The organism is Pseudomonas sp. H2_A10, from assembly GCF_054680085.1.
Genome location: NZ_CP162821.1, coordinates 5,544,035 through 5,564,202 on the forward strand (window position 1 = coordinate 5,544,035; position 20,168 = coordinate 5,564,202).

The following is a 20,168-nucleotide window of genomic DNA, read 5'->3' on the forward strand; positions in this document are numbered from 1 at the left end:
ATGCATTCAGATAGAACTTCCGTGTCCGGCCTCATCTCATAAGTAACAAGCCCACCTCCCCGGTCACCCCATGGACCTCGTCATCGCCCGCCCCGAAGGCCTCTATTGCCCCGCCGCAGATGTCTACATCGACCCCTGGCGCCCGGTGGAACGCGCGGTCATCACCCACGCCCACGGCGATCACGCCCGTACCGGCAACGAGCATTACCTGGCGGCGGCCCCCGGCGAAGGCATCCTGCGCTCACGTCTGGGCCAGGACATCAACCTGCAAACCCTGGCCTACGGTGAAAAACTGCTGCATCACGGCGTCACCCTGAGTTTCCACCCCGCCGGGCATGTACTCGGCTCGGCGCAGGTGCGCCTGGAATACCAGGGCGAAGTCTGGGTCGCGTCCGGCGACTACAAGGTCGAACCCGATGGCACCTGCGCGCCTTTCGAACCGGTGCGTTGCCACACCTTTATCACCGAGTCGACCTTTGGCCTGCCGATCTACCGCTGGCAGCCCCAGGCGCAGATCTTCGCCGGGATCAATGACTGGTGGCAGGCGAACATCGCGGCCGGCAAGGCCAGCGTGCTGTTCTGCTATTCCTTCGGCAAGGCGCAGCGCATCCTGCACGGCATCGATGCCGGCATCGGCCCGATCCTCAGCCACGGCGCGGTCGAACCCTTGAACCGGGTGTACCGCGAGGCCGGCGTCTATATCCCCGAAACCCTCTATGCCGGTGATTTCAAAAAGACCGACCCCTTGCTGCGCCAAGCCCTGATCATTGCCCCGCCCTCCGCCGGCGGCAGCAGTTGGATACGCCGCTTCGGCGATTACAGTGATGCGTTCGCCAGCGGCTGGATGCGCCTGCGGGGCACACGGCGGCGGCGTGGCGTGGACCGTGGCTTTGTGCTGTCCGATCACGCCGATTGGCCGGGCCTGTTGTGGGCTATCGAACAAACCGGCGCAGAGCGGGTGATGGTCACCCACGGTTCTGTAGGCGTATTGGTGCGGCACCTGCGGGAAAAAGGCCTGGACGCCCAGGGGTTCAGCACTGAATACGGCGATGACGAAGAGGAAGCCAGCGCATGAAGGCCTTCGCCGAACTGTACGCCAACCTCGACGCCACCACGTCCAGTAACGCCAAGCTCGCGGCGTTGCAGGCTTACCTGCGGCAAGCCCCCGCGCAAGATGCTGCATGGGCCGTGTACTTCCTGGCGGGCGGGCGCCCCCGGCAATTGGTACCGACACGCCTGCTGCGCGACATGGCCAGCGAAGCCTCGGGCATCGAGCCGTGGTTGTTCGAGGAAAGCTACCAAGCGGTGGGGGATTTGGCCGAGACAATTTCCCTGCTGCTGCCAGAATCGACCTACACCTCAGAAGACGGCCTGGCCGTGTGGCTGGAAGAAAAACTCCTACCCTTGCGCGGCCTGTCTCCCCAGGACCTGGCCGCACGTTTGCCGACTTTGTGGGCACAACTGGATCAACCCAGCCTGATGGTGTGCATCAAATTGATCACCGGCAGCTTTCGCGTCGGCGTGTCCAAACTGTTGGTCACCCGCGCCCTCGCCGCCTTGGCCGAGCTGGACAGCAAGCGCGTGGCCCAGCGTTTGGTCGGCTACACCGACCTGTCCAACCGGCCCACGCCTGAGGGTTACCTCAAGCTGATCGCCGCCGAATCGTCTGACGAACATGCGCAACGCGGTGGGCAGCCTTATCCGTTTTTTCTCGCCCATGCCCTATCGCAACCGGTGGAGCAGTTTGAGGCGCTGCTCGGCTCACCCGCCGACTGGCAGGTGGAATGGAAGTGGGATGGCATCCGCGCGCAATTGGTCAAGCGCGAAGGCCGGTTGTGGGTCTGGTCGCGTGGAGAGGAGCTGGTAACCGAACGCTTCCCCGAACTCCACAGCCTGGTGAGTGGCTTGCCCGATGGCACGGTGATCGACGGCGAAATCGTGGTGTGGAAGGACTCGGTGCAACCCTTTGCACTGTTGCAGCAGCGTATCGGCCGCAAAACCCTGAGCAAAAAAGTCCTCGAAGAGGCGCCGGTCGCGGTGCTCGCCTACGACCTGCTGGAGTATCAGGGCTGCGACTGGCGCAACCACCCCCAGGCCGAACGTCGCGCCCGACTGGAACAGGTGATTGCCCAGTGCAACCAGCCCGTCTTGCAGCCCTCGCCCGTATTGACGGGCGCGACCTGGGAGGAACTGGCCCAGCAACGCGAAGCCTCGCGCAGCCTTGGCGTGGAAGGCATGATGCTCAAGGACCGCAACGGCCTTTACGGCGTGGGCCGCACTAAGGACATGGGCTTGTGGTGGAAGTGGAAAGTCGACCCGTTCAGCGTCGATGCGGTGTTGATCTACGCCCAACGCGGGCATGGTCGGCGCGCCAGTTTATACAGCGACTACACCTTCGCCGTGTGGGACGGCCCGCCCGGCAGCGAGCGCAGCCTGGTGCCGTTCGCCAAGGCATATAGCGGGCTGACCGACGAAGAAATGCGCAAGGTCGACGCCATTGTGCGCAAAACCACGGTGGAAAAATTCGGCCCGGTCAGCAGCGTGACGCCGAGCATGGTGTTTGAGCTGGGGTTTGAAGGTATTGCCTTGTCCAAGCGCCACAAAAGCGGGATTGCGGTGCGCTTTCCGAGGATGCTGCGCTGGCGCCAGGATAAGGCCGTGGATGAGGCGGATAATTTGGCCACCCTACAAGACCTATTGGCCTGACGCAGAACCCTGGTGGGAGCCCCCTCCCACACGCCCCGAAAAAGTGCACTCAATTTTCAATGCCCATTTTCGGGCACCTCCTACACTCCAAACTTCCTAGTCCTACCTTTTAAAACGAGTATTCGGAAACAAATCCGGAACTATGGTGCAGAAATTGCTACCAGTGATCCGTCTGACACCGTTCAGTAACAGTCCTACACGCGCCACAAGCGCTTATCTTGGTTTCCAGGGATTACATAATGAAAAAAGCATTGCTGACCCTTTCTGCACTGGCACTGTGCATGGCCGCAGGTTCCGCCTTGGCCAAGGAATACAAGGAATTGCGTTTTGGTGTCGATCCGTCCTACGCGCCGTTTGAATCCAAAGCCGCCGACGGCAGCCTGGTGGGCTTCGATATCGACCTGGGCAATGCCATCTGCGCTGAGCTGAAAGTGAAGTGCAAGTGGGTCGAAAGTGACTTCGACGGCATGATTCCGGGCCTGAAAGCCAACAAATTTGACGGTGTGATTTCGTCCATGACCGTGACCCCGGTGCGCGAAAAGGCCATCGACTTCTCCAATGAACTGTTCTCCGGCCCCACGTCGCTGGTGTTCAAGAAAGGCGCGGGTTACTCCACCCCTGAATCGCTCAAGGGCAAATCCGTGGGCTATGAGCAAGGCACCATTCAGGAAGCCTACGCCAAGGCTGTGCTGGACAAGGCCGGTGTGACCACCAAGGCCTACGCCAACCAGGACCAGGTTTACGCTGACCTGACGTCCGGCCGCCTCGACGCGTCCGTGCAGGACATGCTGCAAGCCGAACTGGGTTTTTTGAAGTCGCCAGCCGGTGCCGGCTACGAAGTGAGTGCGGCCATTGACGACCCGCTGCTGCCATCGAAAACCGCAGTCGGTATCAAAAAAGGTAACACTGAACTCAAGGCGCTTTTGGATAAAGGTATCAAAGCGTTACACGATGATGGCACCTACGCCACTATCCAGAAGAAACACTTTGGCGATCTGAACCTGTACAGCGGCAAGTAATGCCCGGGGCGCCCCTCCTCTGGAGGGGCGCTTTTTTATCGCCATAGGTCCTGATTTATGTTCGAAGATCTGTTGCAAACCCTCGGGCTGAGCGCGTTCAGCTTGAAGGGTTTCGGCCCGCTGTTGCTGCAAGGCACCTGGATGACCCTTAAGTTGTCGGTGCTGTCCCTGGCCGTCAGCGTATTGCTGGGCCTGCTCGGCGCCAGCGCCAAACTGTCCAGCCTGCCCTTCCTGCGCATTCCCGCCCAGCTCTACACCACGCTGATTCGCGGGGTGCCCGACCTGGTGCTGATGCTGCTGATTTTCTACAGCCTGCAAACCTGGCTCACCGGTCTTACCGACTTTATGGAATGGGAATACATCGAGATCGACCCATTCAGCGCCGGGGTCATCACCCTGGGCTTCATCTATGGTGCCTATTTCACCGAGACGTTTCGCGGCGCGATCCTGGCCGTCCCCCGTGGTCAGTTGGAAGCCGCCACCGCGTATGGCCTCAAGCGCGGCCAGCGGTTTCGCTATGTGACCTTCCCACAGATGATGCGCTTTGCCCTGCCCGGCATCGGCAATAACTGGATGGTGATGCTCAAGGCCACCGCGCTGGTGTCGATCATCGGCCTGGCCGACCTGGTCAAAGCCGCCCAGGACGCGGGCAAAAGCACCTATCAGCTGTTCTATTTCCTGGTCCTCGCCGCGCTGATCTACTTGCTGATCACGAGCGCCTCCAACTTTGTCTTGCGCCGTCTTGAACGCCGCTACTCCGCGGGCGCCCGGGAGGCCGTGCGATGATCGAACTCTTGCAGGAATACTGGCGCCCGTTCCTTTATAGCGACGGCCAACACATCACCGGCCTGGCCATGACCCTGTGGTTGCTCAGCGCCGCGCTGGTGATCGGCTTTCTGGTGTCGATCCCGTTGTCCATTGCCCGCGTGTCGCACAAGCGGCTGGTGCGTTGGCCGGTGCAGTTCTATACCTACCTGTTTCGCGGCACGCCCCTCTATATACAGCTGCTGATTTGCTACACCGGCATCTACAGCATCGCCGCCGTGCGCGCCCAACCGGTGCTGGATGCGTTCTTTCGCGATGCGATGAACTGCACGATCCTGGCGTTCGCCCTCAACACCTGCGCCTATACCACGGAGATTTTCGCCGGGGCAATCCGCAGCATGGCCCACGGCGAAGTCGAGGCGGCCAAAGCCTACGGCCTTAGCGGCTGGAAGCTGTACGCCTACGTGATCATGCCCTCGGCCCTGCGCCGCTCGTTGCCTTACTACAGTAACGAAGTGATCCTGATGCTGCATTCGACCACCGTGGCGTTTACCGCGACGATCCCGGACATTCTCAAAGTCGCGCGGGACGCCAACTCGGCCACCTTCATGACCTTTCAATCGTTCGGCATCGCGGCGCTGATCTACCTGGCCGTGACCTTCGCCCTGGTCGGCCTGTTTCGGCTGGCGGAGCGGCGCTGGCTGGCCTTCCTCGGGCCGAGCCACTAAGGAGATCCTATGCGTCATCAGGTGCATGAACTGATCGCGCCGGTGCCAGGTACCGCGCGGCAGATTCACAGCTTCCACTTCGGCCCTGCCCAGGCCGAAGGCAAGGTTTATATCCAGTCATCGCTGCATGCCGATGAGTTGCCGGGCATGTTGGTGGCCTGGCACTTGAAGGTGCGCCTGGCCGAGCTGGAAGCGGCCGGGCGATTGTCGAGCGAGATCGTACTGGTGCCCATCGCCAACCCGGCGGGCCTGGAACAGGTGCTGATGGACACGCCGCTGGGCCGCTACGAGCTGGAAAGCGGGCAGAACTTCAACCGCCTGTTTGTCGACCTCGGCGAAGCCGTCGGCGATCGGGTCGAGGCATTGCTCGGCGATGATGCGCAACATAATGCCCGGCTGATCCGCGCGGCATTGAGCGCCGCCCTGGCCGAGCAACACGCCGCGACCCAATTGCAGTCCCAGCGCTTGGTGTTGCAACGCCTGGCCTGCGAGGCCGACATGGTGCTGGACCTGCATTGCGACTTCGAAGCCGTGGCCCACCTGTACACCACCCCCGAAGCCTGGCCGCAGGTGGAGCCGTTGGCGCGCTATATCGGCTCGGAGGCCAACTTGCTGGCCACCGATTCCGGTGGGCAGTCCTTCGACGAATGTTTCACCCTGGTGTGGTGGCAGTTGCAACAACGCTTCGGCGAGCGCTTCCCGATTCCCTTGGGCAGCTTTTCGGTGACCGTCGAACTGCGCGACCAGGGCGATGTGAACCACGGCCTGGCCCGCCTCGATTGCCAGGCGATCATCGACTACCTGAGCCACTTCGGCGCCATTACCGGCGACCCGGCGCCACTGCCCGCGCTGCCCTACCCGGCCACCCCGCTGGCCGGCGTCGAGCCGGTGGCCACGCCGGTGGGCGGCTTGCTGGTGTTCAGCGCCCTGCCCGGTGAATACCTGGAGGCCGGGCAACTGATCGCCGAAATCATCGACCCCATTACCGACCGCGTAACGCCCGTGCACTGCCGGAACGCAGGCCTGCTTTACGCCCGTTCGCTACGCCGCATGGCCACTGCCGGAATGGTCATCGGCCATGTCGCCGGGACCCAGGCTTACCGTAGCGGCTATCTACTTTCGCCTTGAGGATGCACGCCCCATGTACAAATTGACCGTTGAAGGCCTGCATAAAAGCTATGGCGACAATGAGGTGCTCAAAGGTGTCTCGCTCAAGGCCAAGACCGGTGACGTGATCAGCCTGATCGGCGCTAGCGGATCGGGCAAGAGTACCTTTTTACGCTGCATCAACTTTTTGGAAACCCCCAATGACGGCGCCATGACGCTGGACGGCCAGCAGATCCGCATGGTCAGCGACCGCCACGGCATGCGCGTGGCCGACGAAGCCGAGCTGCAGCGCCTGCGCACGCGACTGGCGATGGTATTCCAGCACTTCAACCTGTGGAGTCACATGAGCGTGCTGGAAAACATCACCATGGCCCCGCGCCGGGTGCTGGGCTGCAACAAGAAGGACGCCGAAGACCGTGCCCGTCGTTACCTCGACAAAGTCGGCCTGCCGGCGCGAGTGGCCGATCAATACCCGGCGTTTCTCTCCGGCGGCCAGCAGCAACGGGTGGCCATTGCTCGTGCATTGGCGATGGAGCCCGAGGTCATGCTGTTCGACGAACCGACCTCCGCGCTGGACCCGGAACTGGTGGGTGAAGTGCTGAAGGTGATCCAGGGCCTGGCCGAAGAGGGTCGCACCATGATCATGGTCACCCACGAGATGAGCTTTGCGCGCAAGGTGTCGAGCCAGGTGCTGTTCCTGCATAAGGGCCTGGTGGAGGAGCAAGGGGCGCCGGAAGACGTGTTGGGTAATCCGAAAAGCGAACGCCTGCAACAATTTCTGAGTGGCAATTTGAAGTAAACCTTTGCGGTGCCTGGAGGGTCTGTGGCAATAGACCCTCCGGAATGTCAGCCGCCGTATGGCAAAACCCACCGACTTCGCCAAGCAATGGTTTGCCGCCAAAGGCTGGAAGCCGTTCGCCTTTCAAAAAGACGTGTGGGCGGCGGTCAAGCACGGCCAGTCCGGGTTACTGCATGCCAGCACCGGCGCCGGCAAAACCTATGCGCTGTGGTTCGCCGCACTCAATCGCTTGGCCATCACCCACGTGCCCGTTGCCGGTAAACGCAAGCCACCCGCCGAACCGCTGACGGTGTTATGGATCACGCCGATGCGTGCGCTGGCGGCCGACACCGCGCGCGCCCTGCAAGCGCCGCTTGAAGCCTTGCAGATTCCCTGGAGCGTCGGCCTGCGCACAGGTGACACCAGCAGCAGCGAGCGCGCCCGTCAGACGCGTCGCCAGCCGAGCGCACTGGTCACCACGCCCGAAAGCCTCACGCTGATGCTGGCCCGCGCCGACAGCGAGGTGAGCCTGGCGCACCTGCGCATGGTCGTCGTGGATGAATGGCATGAATTGATCGGCAACAAGCGTGGCGTGCAGTTGCAATTGGCATTGGCGCGGTTGCGACGTTGGCATCCGGGGTTGATGGTATGGGGGATCTCGGCGACCCTGGGTAACCAGGCCCACGCGCTAGAGGTCTTAGTCCCACAGGGCGGTGGGGTCAATGTGCAGGGGCAAACGGCCAAACAGCTGACAGTCGACACTTTATTGCCACCGATTGCCGAGCGTTTTCCCTGGGCTGGGCATATCGGCTTGAAGATGCTGCCGCAAGTCGTGGCGCAGGTGGACGGGAGCCGCAGTTGTCTGGTGTTTACCAATACCCGGGCACAGTCGGAAATCTGGTACCAGGCGCTATTGGAGGCGCGGCCGGATTGGGCCGGCGTGATCGCCCTGCACCATGGTTCGCTCTCGCGGGAAACCCGTGACTGGGTGGAGCGGGCCTTGAAAGACGGGCAACTCAAAGCCGTGGTATGCACATCCAGCCTGGATTTGGGGGTGGATTTTCTGCCGGTGGAGCGGGTGTTGCAGATCGGTTCAGCCAAAGGCGTGGCGCGCCTGATGCAACGCGCGGGGCGCTCCGGCCATGCACCGGGGCGGCCGTCACGGGTGACGCTGGTGCCCACACACAGCCTGGAATTGGTGGAAGCGGCGGCAGCCCAGGACGCGATTGCCGCGCGACGCATCGAAGCCCGCGAATCACCCTACAAGCCGCTGGATGTGCTCGTACAGCACTTGGTCAGCATGGCGCTGGGGGGTGGTTTTACGCCGGATGCGCTGCTGAAGGAAGTGCGCGGTGCCTGGGCTTATCGCGACCTCACCGACGCCGATTGGGCCTGGGCCCTGGGGTTTGTGCGCCATGGCGGCCTGTCGCTGACGGCTTATCCGGATTACCGCCGCGTGGAACCCGATGAGCACGGCGTGTGGCGCGTCCCCGACGCACGACTGGCGCGGCGCCATCGCATGAGCGTCGGCACCATTGTCAGCGATGCGAGCATCCAGTTGAAGTTCTGGAGCAAAGGCGGCGGCGGCAAGAACCTGGGTAGCGTCGAAGAAGGTTTTATCGCGCGGCTCAAGCCCGGTGATGGCTTCCTGTTCGCCGGGCGCTTGTTGGAACTGGTGCGCGTGGAAAACATGACCGCCTATGTGCGCCGCAGCACCGTCAAGAAAGCCGCCGTGCCGCGCTGGAATGGCGGGCGGATGCCGCTTTCCAACGAACTGGCCCAAGCCGTGGTAGAGCGCTTCGAAGCGGCGGCGCGCGGGCATTTCGAAGGCCGGGAGATGCAAGCGGTGCAACCCTTGTTGCAAACGCAGTTGCGCTGGTCGGGCTTGCCCACACGCGAGCATCTGCTGGCCGAAGCGTTGACATCGCGGGAGGGGTGGCACCTGTTCCTCTACCCGTTCGCCGGGCGGCAAGTGCACGTGGGGCTGGCAAGCCTGCTGGCGTGGCGGGTCGGCCAGGTGCAACCGGTGACCTTCTCCATTGCGGTCAACGATTACGGCCTGGAGCTGTTGAGTGCCACGGCGGTGGAGTGGCCGGTTGTGTTGAACAACGCGCTGCTCAGCCCGAAAAACTTGCTCGCGGACGTGGCGGCCAGCCTGAATGCCGGGGAACTGGCCTTGCGCCGCTTTCGCGAAATCGCGCGGATTGCCGGGCTGGTATTTGCTGGCTACCCGGGCGCGCCGAAAAGTACCCGGCAAGTGCAGGCGTCCAGCGGTTTGTTCTTTGAAGTGTTCAAGCAATATGACCCGCAGAACCTGTTGCTGGCCCAAGCTGGAGAAGAAGTCCTACGTGATGAGTTGGACATTCGTCGGCTGGAAGAGACCTTATCTCGTCTGTCTGCGCTGAAACTGGACTTACACGTCATCGAGCGCGCTACGCCGCTGGCCTTCCCGCTGTTGGTGGAGCGGATGCGCGAGAGCATGAGTTCGGAAAAGCTGTCGGAGCGCATCGCGCGGATGGTCAAGGACCTGGAGAAAGTCGCGGATAACGGGAAACGTTGATGCATTGCTCAGTGACGCTTGAGGGTGAAGAACTTTGGCTGCTGGCGGATAAGGCGGTGTATTGGCCTGCGCGCCAATGCCTGCTGATCGCCGATGCGCATTTCGGCAAGGCGTCTGCCTATCGCAGCCTGGGGCAACCGGTACCGCAAGGCACTACCACCGAGAATTTGCGGCGATTGGACCGGCTGCTGGCGACTTATCCCTGCCAACAGCTGATCTTTCTGGGTGACTTTCTGCACGGCCCCGGCTCCCATGCCAGCGGCACCCTGGGCGCGCTCGATGCCTGGCGGGCGCGCCATCGCGACCTGCCCATGACCCTGATCCGCGGCAATCACGATAAACGCGCGGGCGATCCACCTGCCGGCTTGAGGATCGAGGTGGTGGCCGAGCCGCTGCTGCTCGGCCCTTTCGCCCTGCAACACGAACCGCACGCCCATGCCAGCCATCATGTGCTGGCGGGGCATGTGCATCCGGTGTATCGCCTGCGCGGCAAGGGGCACCAACGTTTGCGCCTGCCGTGCTTTCAGTTGGGTACGCGGGTCAGTTTGCTGCCGGCGTTTGGAGCGTTTACCGGCGGATACGCGGTGGAGCAGGACGATGATCACCGAATTTTCGTGATCGGCGACCAGCAGGTCTGGCCAGTACACTGAAAGCCCCCACTGGCCATCCAGGTATCAGGCAACAGGCGCGGGTGGCGGCTCGTCCGGAAGGGTCGGCTCACCAGGTTCGGCAGGCTGCGGGTAATCCGGCTCGGGTTGGCCGGGGATGCCGCCCGCATAAGTGGGGTCGGCCATCAGGGACCAGGCCAGAACACCAATCTGGTTGGGTTCAAGCCGGGCAAGTTCTGCGCTGATTCGCGGGTTGATTTTCATAAGGCACTCCTCAAGCGTGGCTCGGCGCGCTTTACACGCGCCGAGGCAGTACACCCAATAGAGTCACTTTCTGCAGACTAATTCCCTTTGCGCGTAGGACCTTTCGATCAAGCGCGCGGCAAGGTGACGCCGCGCTGGCCCTGATACTTGCCGGCACGGTCTTTGTAGGACACTTCACAAGCCTCATCGGACTGCAGGAACAGCATCTGAGCCACGCCTTCATTGGCGTAGATCTTCGCCGGCAGCGTGGTGGTGTTGGAGAACTCCAGGGTTACATGACCTTCCCACTCGGGCTCAAGCGGTGTCACGTTAACGATGATGCCGCAGCGCGCGTAGGTGCTTTTGCCCAGGCAAATGGTCAGCACGTCGCGGGGAATACGGAAGAACTCCACAGTGCGCGCCAGGGCGAAAGAGTTTGGCGGGATGATGCACACGTCACTCTTGACGTCGACGAAGCTCTTTTCGTCGAAGTTTTTCGGATCGACGATCGCCGAATTGATATTGGTGAACACCTTGAATTCATCGGCGCAACGCACATCGTAGCCGTAGCTGGAAACCCCGTACGAAATCACACGCTCGTCGCCTTCGCCACGAATCTGGCGCTCGACAAACGGCTCGATCATGCCGTGCTCTTGCGCCATGCGGCGAATCCACTTGTCCGATTTGATGCTCATGGCGGGTGTCCTGAATAGCGAGGTGGAAAAATTCTGTGTGGCATCTTACCGGGGCAGACGTTGGGGTTCAAAGGCCGTGGGGGTTTTCTTGATGAATGCCCTGCCCGGCATAGGCCGCAGCCCGCGGGGCCGGTACCCGGACGACGGTGCCCGGCGACCGTAAATACCACCGCCAGTCACGAAATTAGAGAAACCTTCGGAAATACCATTGGCACGTTCCGGAAAAACGGTTAAGGTGGCGTCACTGTGTTGCTTGTGTCACTGAGAATCTCTACACGATATGTTGAATTTCGATCCAACCATCTCCAAGAATTTTTCCTGCTCTTTGCACTCAGTCTCGGCCAGGGCTTTTCCTGAGTCGCAGTTAACTTTGTTCAAGGAGTTACACCATGTCTAATCGCCAAACTGGTACCGTTAAGTGGTTCAACGATGAAAAAGGCTTCGGCTTCATCACTCCACAATCCGGTGACGACCTGTTCGTTCACTTCAAAGCTATCCAATCCGACGGCTTCAAAAGCCTGAAAGAAGGCCAACAGGTTTCTTTCATCGCTACCCGCGGTCAGAAAGGCATGCAAGCTGAAGAAGTTCAAGTTATCTAACTTGTACTGACTTAGTCGAAAAGACCCCGCCCTTAAAAGCGGGGTTTTTTTATGCCTGGATTTTCTTGAAATACCCGAACAAACGCCAGGCATAAAAAATGTGAGAGGGGGCTTGCTCCCGATAGCGGTGAATCAGTCAATGCATCCATTGACTGTCACTCAACAATCGGGAGCAAGCCCCCTCCCACATTTAAGCTTTCAGGTTGCGTCGTTATTGGAACAACGACTCGCTCGACAAGCCATTCCTCTCCAGGATCTCACGCAAGCGCTTGAGCCCTTCGACCTGGATCTGCCGCACCCGCTCACGGGTCAGGCCGATCTCCAGGCCTACGTCCTCCAGGGTACTGCTCTCATGGCCACGCAGGCCGAAGCGGCGAATCACCACCTCGCGCTGCTTGTCCGTAAGCTCAGACAACCACTGGTCAATGCTTTGCGACAGATCATCGTCCTGCAACAGTTCGCAAGGATCCGTAGGGCGATCATCCGTCAGGGTGTCCAGCAGGGTTTTGTCCGAGTCCGGACCCAGCGAGACATCGACCGAAGACACGCGCTCGTTCAGACCGAGCATGCGCTTGACCTCACCCACCGGTTTTTCCAGCAGGTTGGCAATTTCTTCGGGCGAGGGTTCATGATCGAGTTTTTGAGTCAGCTCACGCGCTGCCCGCAGGTAGACGTTCAGCTCTTTGACCACATGGATCGGCAACCGAATGGTACGGGTCTGATTCATGATCGCCCGTTCGATGGTCTGGCGAATCCACCAAGTGGCATAGGTTGAAAAGCGAAAGCCCCGCTCAGGGTCGAACTTCTCCACCGCCCGGATCAGGCCCAGGTTGCCCTCCTCGATCAGGTCCAACAGGGACAACCCACGATTGACGTAGCGTCGGGCGATTTTCACCACCAGGCGCAGGTTGCTTTCAATCATGCGTTTGCGCCCAGCCGGATCACCCTTTTGCGATAAACGCGCAAAATGGACTTCTTCTTCGGGAGTGAGCAGAGGGGAAAAGCCGATTTCATTGAGGTACAACTGGGTCGCGTCGAGCGCCCGTGTGTAATCAATGTACTTATGTTGCTTTAACGCGGTGGAGTTCTTGGATTTGGTGCGAACTGAAGGTGTTACAGGTCCCTCATTCGACATCGATTCCATAGCGATACCGGTCTCCATAAGGAGAACCTCATCGTCGATGTCAAACTCCGGCGCTTCTTTACTGAGAGCCATTGTTATAGTCCTTTGGTGAGTTCGACCTCAAGCTCAAGCGACGCCTTTATCCTTGGCAACGCTGGAGCCTGTTCCTTCTACGCAAGGAACAGGCTGTGCAACACATCAACGACGGGGTAGGAATTGCAGCGGATCTACAGGCTTCCCTTGACGGCGAATCTCAAAGTGCAGTTTCACCCGGTCCGTACCAGTTGACCCCATTTCGGCAATTGTCTGTCCGACTTTGACCTGTTGCCCCTCCCGAACCAAAAGCCTGCGGTTATGACCGTAGGCACTGACGTAGGTATCGCTGTGTTTGATGATGACCAGCTCGCCGTAGCCCCGCAAACCACTCCCGGCGTACACCACTGTCCCATCAGACGCAGCTAAAACAGGCTGTCCCAAATCCCCGGCGATATCAATGCCTTTATTCAAACTACCGTTTGAAGAGAATTTTCCAATCAACACTCCATTTGAGGGCCATCCCCAACCGGTCGGCGCAGGCCCCGCAGGTGGCAGCAGCGCGGGTGCCGGCTTGCTTGCAGGCGTCGCCGCAACCGTGCCGGCAGGCCTTGTAAAGACGGTGGTTTTGCTCGAAGACGACGGCGAAGATCCGGTGTTTGTCACAACTGCCGTGGGCGTTGAGCCGGTGCGGCCGTCAAAGCGAATCGTCTGACCCGGATGAATCGTGTAGGGCACAGGAATGTTGTTACGGGCTGCAAGCGCCTTGTAGTCCCAACCGTAACGAAAGGCGATCGAGAACAATGTATCGCCCTTGCGCACCACGTACTGGCCGGTGGTGACCGTCGGCTTTTGTGGGGCGGCATTATTACGATCGACGACCCGCGCGCCACTGCTTGGCGAGCTGGAACAGCCTACCAACAAGGAACCGAAGACAAGGCCAAGCACCAGTCGCTGAAAACTTGTTTTACCCATACGCTGCGCAAGACCTGTGAGACTCACCCGCCGCTCCCTTTGTGGTGGCTGAACATGTATGCCTGTATCAGGCTTGAAATATGTCGCAAGTATAACTGGGCATTGAAGTTTTACCGGCACACGACTGAAACGAATCATCCAGCGTGTTGAATCGCTGCGCCCATCATGTTGACTTGATAGACCCCGCTGTAAGACACATCCACACCAGCAGAATTCACTGTCGGCAAAAATTGATCAGGCCAGTGGGCCGTTGAGCAACGGAACAAAGCGCACGGCCCCCAGCACGTGCCGAGAGAACCCCTCTTCTTCACGCACAATAAGCATCAATTGTTGCACTTCACCGGAGCCCACCGGGATGACCAGCCGCCCACCGGGGGCCAACTGGTCGAGCAATGCCTGCGGTACGTCGGTGGCCACGGCGGTGACGATGATGCCGTTGTATGGCGCCAGCGCCGGCCAGCCTTCCCAGCCATCGCCCCAGCGGAACACCACGTTGCGCAGGTTGAGCTCAACCAGACGCTCCTTGGCGCGATCCTGCAACACCTTGATGCGCTCCACCGAGAACACCCGCTCCACCAACTGCGACAGTACCGCGGTTTGATAGCCGGAGCCGGTGCCGATCTCCAGCACCTTATCCAACGGCCCCGCCGCCAACAGCAGCTCGCTCATGCGCGCAACCATGTAGGGCTGGGAGATGGTCTGGTTATGGCCGATGGGTAACGCCGTGTCTTCATAGGCGCGATGGGCCAAGGCCTCATCGACGAAAAGATGGCGCGGCGTGCGGCGGATCACTTCCAGCACCTGGGCGTTGGACAGGCCTTCTTCGTACAGGCGCTGGATCAAACGCTCACGGGTACGCTGGGAAGTCATCCCGATACCGCGACGCAGCAGGTCGTCTTGTTCACGAGCCATCAGCGCAGCCCCTCCAGCCAGCCATCGAGACCACGGAAGGCATCACTGAAAGTGCGATCGAGTTGCAACGGGGTAATCGACACATAACCTTGCATCACCGCATGAAAGTCCGTGCCCTCGCCACCGTCTTCGGCGTCGCCCGCGGCAGCGATCCAATACCCTTCCTTGCCGCGCGGGTCGACCACTTTCAGCGGGGCCGCTGCCCGGGCGCGATGGCCCAGGCGTGTCAGCTGGATGCCGCGAATGTGGTCGAGGGGCAAATTGGGGATATTGACGTTGAGCACCGTGCGCGGCGGCAAGTCCAGGGAGCCGTGGGCCTCCACCAGCTTGCGCGCGAAATAGGCGGCGGTGGGCAGGTTGTCGAGTTGGCGCGACGCCAGGGAAAACGCGAACGAGGTACGGCCTAGGAAGCGCCCTTCAAGAGCTGCCGCCACCGTGCCGGAATACAGCACGTCATCGCCCAGGTTGGCGCCGAGGTTGATACCCGACACCACCAGGTCCGGTTCCCGGTCCAACAGGGTGTTGATCGCCAGGTGTACGCAGTCGGTAGGGGTACCGTTTACGCTGATAAAGCCATTGGCCAGAACCTGCGGATGCAGGGGACGGTCGAGCGTCAGCGAACTGCCGGCGCCGCTCTTGTCCTGGTCGGGGGCAACCACCACGCACTCGGCGTAATCCGCCAGCGCAGCATGAAGCGCGGCAAGACCGGGTGCGGTGGCACCGTCATCGTTTGATATCAGAATACGCATGGGCTGTCCGTCTGCCCCACCGGCACCAGATCAACAAGCTCGCGCACCAAGACAGTGGCGAAGCATCCGGCCGGCAGGACGAATTCCAATTGCAGAATGTCAGGCCCGGGATAATGCCACGTCAACCCGCCAATGGGCAGCCGCAGAATGCGACGTTCCTGGCTCATGCCGGCATTCACCAGCCAATCACGCAGATCGGCTTCGCTTGCGGCGATCGCCTGCTCAAGTTCATGGGTCGCGCCGGTTGCGGGCGAATCGCCCTCCCCCCACTGCGGCCCGGTCGGGTGCAGGTCCAGGATTGCCAGGCGCGGGTCGCTGCATTCAGCTTCGCCAGCCGGGAAAAAACTGCGGCTGTCGGTAAATGCCAGCAAGTCGCCAACCTGGGCCCGTTGCCACGAACCGTCGGCCACGCGTGCGGCCAGCACCTTATTAAAGAGAAAACTGCGCGCGGTGGACAACAGTCGCGAACGCACATTGCGCTGTTCGGGCAAAGCCTTGCGAGCGGCCCACTCACGGGCGTCAACCACGTTACCGCCGTTATGGCCAAAACGCTGGGCGCCGAAGTAATTGGGGATGCCGTGTTGTGCAATCTGTTGCAAGCGTGCGTCGATGGCGGCGGTATCGCCGGCCAACTGGGTCAGGCGCAGGGTGAAACCATTGGCCGAATGCGCGCCCCGTTGCAGCTTGCGCCTGTGGCGAGCGGTTTTAAGGATCTTGAGAGTGTCGTTTTCGGCACCCTTCATGTCCGGGTCAGCCTTGCCCGGCAACTGCACGCTGAACCACTGGCGGGTCAGCGCCTGGCGATCCTTGAGCCCCGCATAGCTGACGGTGCGCAACGGCACGCCGGCGGCCTTGGCGATACGGCGCGCGGCTTCCTCGGTGTTGAGGCCACGTTTTTCCACCCATAACCACAGGTGCTCGCCGTCGCCGGTCAGGGGGATATCCAGCACTTCGTCCACTTGGAAATCTTCAGCGGTGGCCTTCAGGACGGCGCTGCCCAAGGCTTCGCCATAGGCTCGCGGGCCCAACAGTTGCAGATCATTCATGCGCGCAGCAACAAGGCGACGGAGTGCACCGCGATGCCCTCTTCACGACCGGTAAACCCGAGCTTTTCGGTGGTGGTGGCTTTCACGTTCACTTGATCCAATTCAATTTGCAGGTCTGCGGCAATCAGTGCGCGCATCGATTCGATATGGGGCGCCATTTTCGGGGCCTGGGCCACGATGGTGTTGTCGACGTTGCCGACCTTCCAGCCCTTGGCATGGATCAGGCCGACCACATGCCGCAGCAACACCCGGCTGTCCGCGCCCTTGAACGTCGGGTCGGTATCCGGAAAGTGCTTGCCGATATCCCCCAACGCCGCCGCGCCGAGCAAGGCATCGCTCAAGGCATGCAACACAACGTCGCCGTCGGAATGAGCCAGCAACCCGTGGTGGTGCGCAATGCGCACGCCGCCCAGGGTGATGAAATCGCCTTCAGCGAAACGGTGCACATCGTAGCCGTGGCCAATACGCATAAAAAAACGCCCCGATTTTATTCAGGGCGTGATTCTACCTACTTTTGCCGCACATTAACCGAGCAAAGCACGGCCATGGTGCCGCAAATGGTCTTCGATGAAGCTCGCGATGAAGAAGTAGCTGTGGTCATAGCCCGGTTGCAGGCGCAGTTCGAGCGGATGCCCGGCTGCCTTGGCCGCCTGCTGCAAGGCTTCAGGCTTGAGCTGCACCGCGAGGAAATCGTCGCGGTCGCCCTGGTCCACCAGCAGCGGCAGCTTTTGCGAGGCTTCGCTGATCAGTACGCAGGCGTCCCATTCACGCCACTTCGAGCGCTCGTCGCCCAGGTAACGGGAGAAGGCTTTCTGGCCCCAAGGGCAATCCATCGGGTTGTTGATCGGCGAAAACGCCGACACCGACAGGTAACGCCCCGGGTTACGCAAGGCACACACCAATGCACCGTGGCCGCCCATGGAGTGGCCACTGATACCGCGTTTGTCCGACGCCGGGAAATGCGCTTCAACCAATGCCGGCAATTCCTGCACCACGTAGTCATGCATCCGATAGTGCTTAGCCCAAGGTTCCTGGGTGGCATTCAGATAAAAGCCCGCGCCCAGGCCGAAGTCCCAGGCGCTGTCCGGGTCACCCGGCACACCGGGCCCGCGCGGGCTGGTGTCCGGCGCGACGATGATCAGCCCCAGCTCGGCGGCCATGCGTTGGGCGCCGGCCTTCTGCATGAAGTTTTCATCGGTGCAGGTCAACCCGGACAGCCAGTACAGCACCGGCAGCTTGCCGCCCTGCTCCGCTTGCGGCGGCAGGTAGACGGCAAAGGTCATGTCGCAACCGAGCACATCCGAGTGATGCTTGTAACGTTTATGCCAGCCGCCGAAGCTCTTCTGGCACGACAGGTTTTCCAGACTCATGGCCGACCTCAGAAATGGATGACGGTGCGAATGCTCTTGCCTTCATGCATCAGGTCGAACGCTTTGTTGATGTCTTCCAGGCCCATGGTGTGGGTAATGAAAGTATCCAGCGGGATCTCGCCGGTCTGAGCCATCTCCACGTAGCTTGGCAATTCGGTACGGCCGCGCACGCCGCCGAAGGCCGAACCGCGCCAGACGCGACCCGTCACCAGCTGGAATGGACGGGTGGCGATTTCCTGGCCGGCCCCGGCCACGCCAATGATTACCGACTCGCCCCAACCTTTATGGCAGCACTCGAGGGCGGCGCGCATCAGTTGCACATTGCCGATGCACTCAAAGGAGAAGTCGACGCCACCGTCGGTCAAATCGACAATCACGTCCTGGATCGGGCGGTCATAGTCTTTTGGGTTGATGCAGTCGGTGGCACCCAATTGCTTGGCGATTTCAAACTTGGCCGGGTTGATATCGATGGCGATGATGCGACCGGCCTTGGCCTTGACCGCGCCGATCACCGCCGACAAGCCGATACCGCCGAGACCGAAGATCGCCACCGTGTCGCCCGGCTTGACCTTGGCGGTATTGATTACCGCGCCAATACCAGTGGTGACGCCGCAACCCAGCAGGCAGACTTTTTCCAGCGGGGCTTCTTCAGGAATTTTCGCCACGGAAATTTCCGGCAGTACGGTGTATTCGGAGAAGGTCGAAGTCCCCATGTAATGGAAAATCGGCTGACCCTTGTAGGAAAAACGCGTAGTGCCATCCGGCATCAAGCCCTTGCCCTGAGTGGCACGAATGGCCTGGCACAGGTTGGTCTTGCCCGACAGGCAGAATTTACATTTGCCGCATTCAGGGGTGTACAGCGGGATCACGTGATCGCCGACGGCCACCGAGGTCACGCCTTCGCCGACGGCTTCAACCACCGCACCGCCTTCATGGCCCAGGATCGATGGGAAAATACCTTCCGGGTCAGCGCCCGACAGGGTATAGGCGTCGGTGTGGCATACGCCGGAAGCCACCACGCGCAGCAGCACTTCGCCAGCCTTGGGCATGGCGACCTCCACTTCCACGATCTCCAGCGGTTTTTTGGCTTCAAAGGCGACAGCGGCGCGTGACTTGATCATCCGGTTTTCTCCAGGCACTGAAAATTGAGAAGAGCAGTGTAAAACACGGCTCATTGATTAATAATCCAGCACAAAGCAAAACATTATTGCTGTACAGGGATAATCATGACGCAGGAAAACCGCTGGGAAGGCATCGACGAGTTCGTCGCCGTGGCTGAGTGCAGCCAATTCACGGCGGCAGCCGAGCGTCTGGGCGTGTCGTCATCCCATATCAGCCGACAGGTCGCACGCCTGGAAGAGCGATTGCAAACCCGTTTGCTGTATCGCAGTACCCGCAAAGTCACCCTGACCGAAGCCGGGCAAACGTTCCTGCAACATTGCCAGCGCCTGCAAGACGGCCGCGAAGAAGCGCTGCGCGCGGTGGGCGACCTGGCCAGCGAACCCAAAGGCATGTTGCGCATGACCTGCGCAGTGGCTTATGGCGAACGCTTCATCGTGCCGCTGGTGACGCGGTTCATGGGGCTTTATCCGCAGTTGCGGGTGGATATCGAACTGAGCAATCGCCAGCTCGACCTGGTACACGAAGGCTTGGACCTGGCGATTCGCCTGGGGCGTCTTTCTGATTCAAGGATGGTCGCCAGCCGCCTGGCGCCCCGACGCATGTATTTGTGCGCATCGCCGTCCTATCTGGAACGGTACGGGCGCCCGCATAGCTTGTCGGAACTGAGTCGGCATAACTGCCTGATCGGCAGTTCGGATATCTGGCAACTGGCTCAGGATGGGCGCGAATTTTCCCAGCGAGTACAGGGAAACTGGCGCTGCAACAGTGGGCAAGCGGTGCTGGATGCGGCGCTGCAGGGGGTGGGGTTGTGCCAGTTACCGGACTATTACGTGCTGCAACATTTGCACAGCGGGGCGTTGGTGTCGTTGCTGGAGGCCCACCAGCCGCCGAACACGGCAGTGTGGGCGTTGTATCCGCAACAGCGGCATTTGTCGCCGAAGGTCAGGAAGTTGGTGGATTTTTTGAAGGAAGGGTTGGCTGGGCGGCCGGAGTACAGCGGGTGATTATTCGGTGTTTGCGCTGGACACGG

At 60.8% G+C, this 20,168-nt stretch carries 21 protein-coding genes; 11 read left to right on the plus strand and 10 right to left on the minus strand.

All coding sequences use genetic code 11. From position 1 onward, the window contains the following. The first annotated feature begins 70 nt into the window (after window positions 1-70). From AB4O23_RS25820 to pdeM, 9 genes are all read left to right on the plus strand, one after another. Window positions 71-1,075: a ligase-associated DNA damage response exonuclease gene (locus AB4O23_RS25820; RefSeq protein WP_065877149.1), complete on the plus strand. Its 1,005-nt coding sequence runs from the start codon at window positions 71-73 to the stop codon at window positions 1,073-1,075. Beyond that, a complete protein-coding gene (locus AB4O23_RS25825) occupies window positions 1,072-2,706 on the plus strand; it encodes an ATP-dependent DNA ligase (protein ID WP_065877150.1) in 1,635 nt (544 codons plus the stop codon). Before AB4O23_RS25820 ends, AB4O23_RS25825 begins: the two co-directional genes overlap by 4 nt. A gap of 239 nt (window positions 2,707-2,945) precedes the next feature. Continuing rightward, window positions 2,946-3,725 carry a transporter substrate-binding domain-containing protein gene (locus tag AB4O23_RS25830; protein WP_017529665.1) on the plus strand — a complete coding sequence of 260 codons (780 nt, stop codon included), beginning with the start codon at window positions 2,946-2,948 and terminating at the stop codon, window positions 3,723-3,725. A 57-nt stretch (window positions 3,726-3,782) separates the two neighbouring features. Next, complete coding sequence (locus tag AB4O23_RS25835) at window positions 3,783-4,511, plus strand: ABC transporter permease (RefSeq protein ID WP_003172331.1); 729 nt, start codon at window positions 3,783-3,785, stop codon at window positions 4,509-4,511. Further along, window positions 4,508-5,218: an ABC transporter permease gene (locus tag AB4O23_RS25840; protein WP_017529666.1), complete on the plus strand. Its 711-nt coding sequence runs from the start codon at window positions 4,508-4,510 to the stop codon at window positions 5,216-5,218. Before AB4O23_RS25835 ends, AB4O23_RS25840 begins: the two co-directional genes overlap by 4 nt. Window positions 5,219-5,227: 9 nt before the next feature. Continuing rightward, complete coding sequence (locus AB4O23_RS25845; RefSeq protein WP_460150305.1) at window positions 5,228-6,346, plus strand: succinylglutamate desuccinylase/aspartoacylase family protein; 1,119 nt, start codon at window positions 5,228-5,230, stop codon at window positions 6,344-6,346. A 13-nt stretch (window positions 6,347-6,359) separates the two neighbouring features. Beyond that, window positions 6,360-7,124, plus strand: a complete 765-nt coding sequence (locus AB4O23_RS25850; protein ID WP_017529668.1) for an ABC transporter ATP-binding protein — start codon at window positions 6,360-6,362, stop codon at window positions 7,122-7,124. Window positions 7,125-7,182: 58 nt separating this feature from the next. Next, a complete protein-coding gene (locus tag AB4O23_RS25855) occupies window positions 7,183-9,663 on the plus strand; it encodes a ligase-associated DNA damage response DEXH box helicase (protein WP_460061218.1) in 2,481 nt (826 codons plus the stop codon). Further along, window positions 9,663-10,313 (plus strand): ligase-associated DNA damage response endonuclease PdeM, encoded by a 651-nt coding sequence (pdeM, locus tag AB4O23_RS25860; protein ID WP_065877153.1) that lies wholly within the window; start codon window positions 9,663-9,665, stop codon window positions 10,311-10,313. The genes AB4O23_RS25855 and pdeM overlap by 1 nt, the downstream gene beginning before the upstream one ends. Before the next feature lie 24 nt (window positions 10,314-10,337). Here the strand turns inward: pdeM and AB4O23_RS25865 are convergent, their stop codons facing one another. Continuing rightward, window positions 10,338-10,535: a hypothetical protein gene (locus AB4O23_RS25865; RefSeq protein WP_017529671.1), complete on the minus strand. Its 198-nt coding sequence runs from the start codon at window positions 10,533-10,535 to the stop codon at window positions 10,338-10,340. A gap of 107 nt (window positions 10,536-10,642) precedes the next feature. Next, complete coding sequence (dcd, locus tag AB4O23_RS25870) at window positions 10,643-11,209, minus strand: dCTP deaminase (RefSeq protein WP_003189215.1); 567 nt, start codon at window positions 11,207-11,209, stop codon at window positions 10,643-10,645. 389 nt (window positions 11,210-11,598) lie between these two features. Here dcd and AB4O23_RS25875 point away from each other — a divergent pair, with 389 nt between their 5' ends. Further along, the gene (locus AB4O23_RS25875; RefSeq protein WP_002554837.1) at window positions 11,599-11,808 is read left to right on the plus strand and encodes a cold-shock protein; all 210 of its coding nucleotides are present in this window, start codon (window positions 11,599-11,601) and stop codon (window positions 11,806-11,808) included. A gap of 211 nt (window positions 11,809-12,019) precedes the next feature. Here AB4O23_RS25875 and rpoS read toward each other — a convergent pair whose 3' ends face one another. From rpoS to AB4O23_RS25915, 8 genes are all read right to left on the minus strand, one after another. Then, window positions 12,020-13,024: an RNA polymerase sigma factor RpoS gene (rpoS, locus tag AB4O23_RS25880; protein WP_017529672.1), complete on the minus strand. Its 1,005-nt coding sequence runs from the start codon at window positions 13,022-13,024 to the stop codon at window positions 12,020-12,022. 105 nt (window positions 13,025-13,129) lie between these two features. Continuing rightward, on the minus strand, window positions 13,130-13,966 hold the full coding sequence (locus AB4O23_RS25885) for a peptidoglycan DD-metalloendopeptidase family protein (protein ID WP_460061223.1): 837 nt from the start codon (window positions 13,964-13,966) through the stop codon (window positions 13,130-13,132). A gap of 207 nt (window positions 13,967-14,173) precedes the next feature. Next, a complete protein-coding gene (locus AB4O23_RS25890) occupies window positions 14,174-14,809 on the minus strand; it encodes a protein-L-isoaspartate(D-aspartate) O-methyltransferase (protein ID WP_169865481.1) in 636 nt (211 codons plus the stop codon). Between the two features lie 41 nt (window positions 14,810-14,850). After that, window positions 14,851-15,600: a 5'/3'-nucleotidase SurE gene (gene surE / locus AB4O23_RS25895; RefSeq protein WP_017529675.1), complete on the minus strand. Its 750-nt coding sequence runs from the start codon at window positions 15,598-15,600 to the stop codon at window positions 14,851-14,853. Then, window positions 15,588-16,646, minus strand: coding sequence for a tRNA pseudouridine(13) synthase TruD (gene truD / locus AB4O23_RS25900; RefSeq protein WP_017529676.1), 1,059 nt, complete (start codon window positions 16,644-16,646; stop codon window positions 15,588-15,590). The genes surE and truD overlap by 13 nt, the downstream gene beginning before the upstream one ends. Continuing rightward, on the minus strand, window positions 16,643-17,116 hold the full coding sequence (gene ispF, locus AB4O23_RS25905) for a 2-C-methyl-D-erythritol 2,4-cyclodiphosphate synthase (RefSeq protein ID WP_012722614.1): 474 nt from the start codon (window positions 17,114-17,116) through the stop codon (window positions 16,643-16,645). The genes truD and ispF overlap by 4 nt, the downstream gene beginning before the upstream one ends. 54 nt (window positions 17,117-17,170) lie before the next feature. Further along, window positions 17,171-18,016, minus strand: coding sequence for an S-formylglutathione hydrolase (gene fghA / locus AB4O23_RS25910; RefSeq protein WP_065877154.1), 846 nt, complete (start codon window positions 18,014-18,016; stop codon window positions 17,171-17,173). Window positions 18,017-18,024: 8 nt separating this feature from the next. Further along, on the minus strand, window positions 18,025-19,137 hold the full coding sequence (locus AB4O23_RS25915) for an S-(hydroxymethyl)glutathione dehydrogenase/class III alcohol dehydrogenase (protein WP_065877155.1): 1,113 nt from the start codon (window positions 19,135-19,137) through the stop codon (window positions 18,025-18,027). A 105-nt stretch (window positions 19,138-19,242) separates the two neighbouring features. Here AB4O23_RS25915 and AB4O23_RS25920 point away from each other — a divergent pair, with 105 nt between their 5' ends. Beyond that, a complete protein-coding gene (locus AB4O23_RS25920; protein ID WP_017529679.1) occupies window positions 19,243-20,142 on the plus strand; it encodes a LysR substrate-binding domain-containing protein in 900 nt (299 codons plus the stop codon). The last annotated feature ends 26 nt before the right edge of the window (window positions 20,143-20,168 follow it).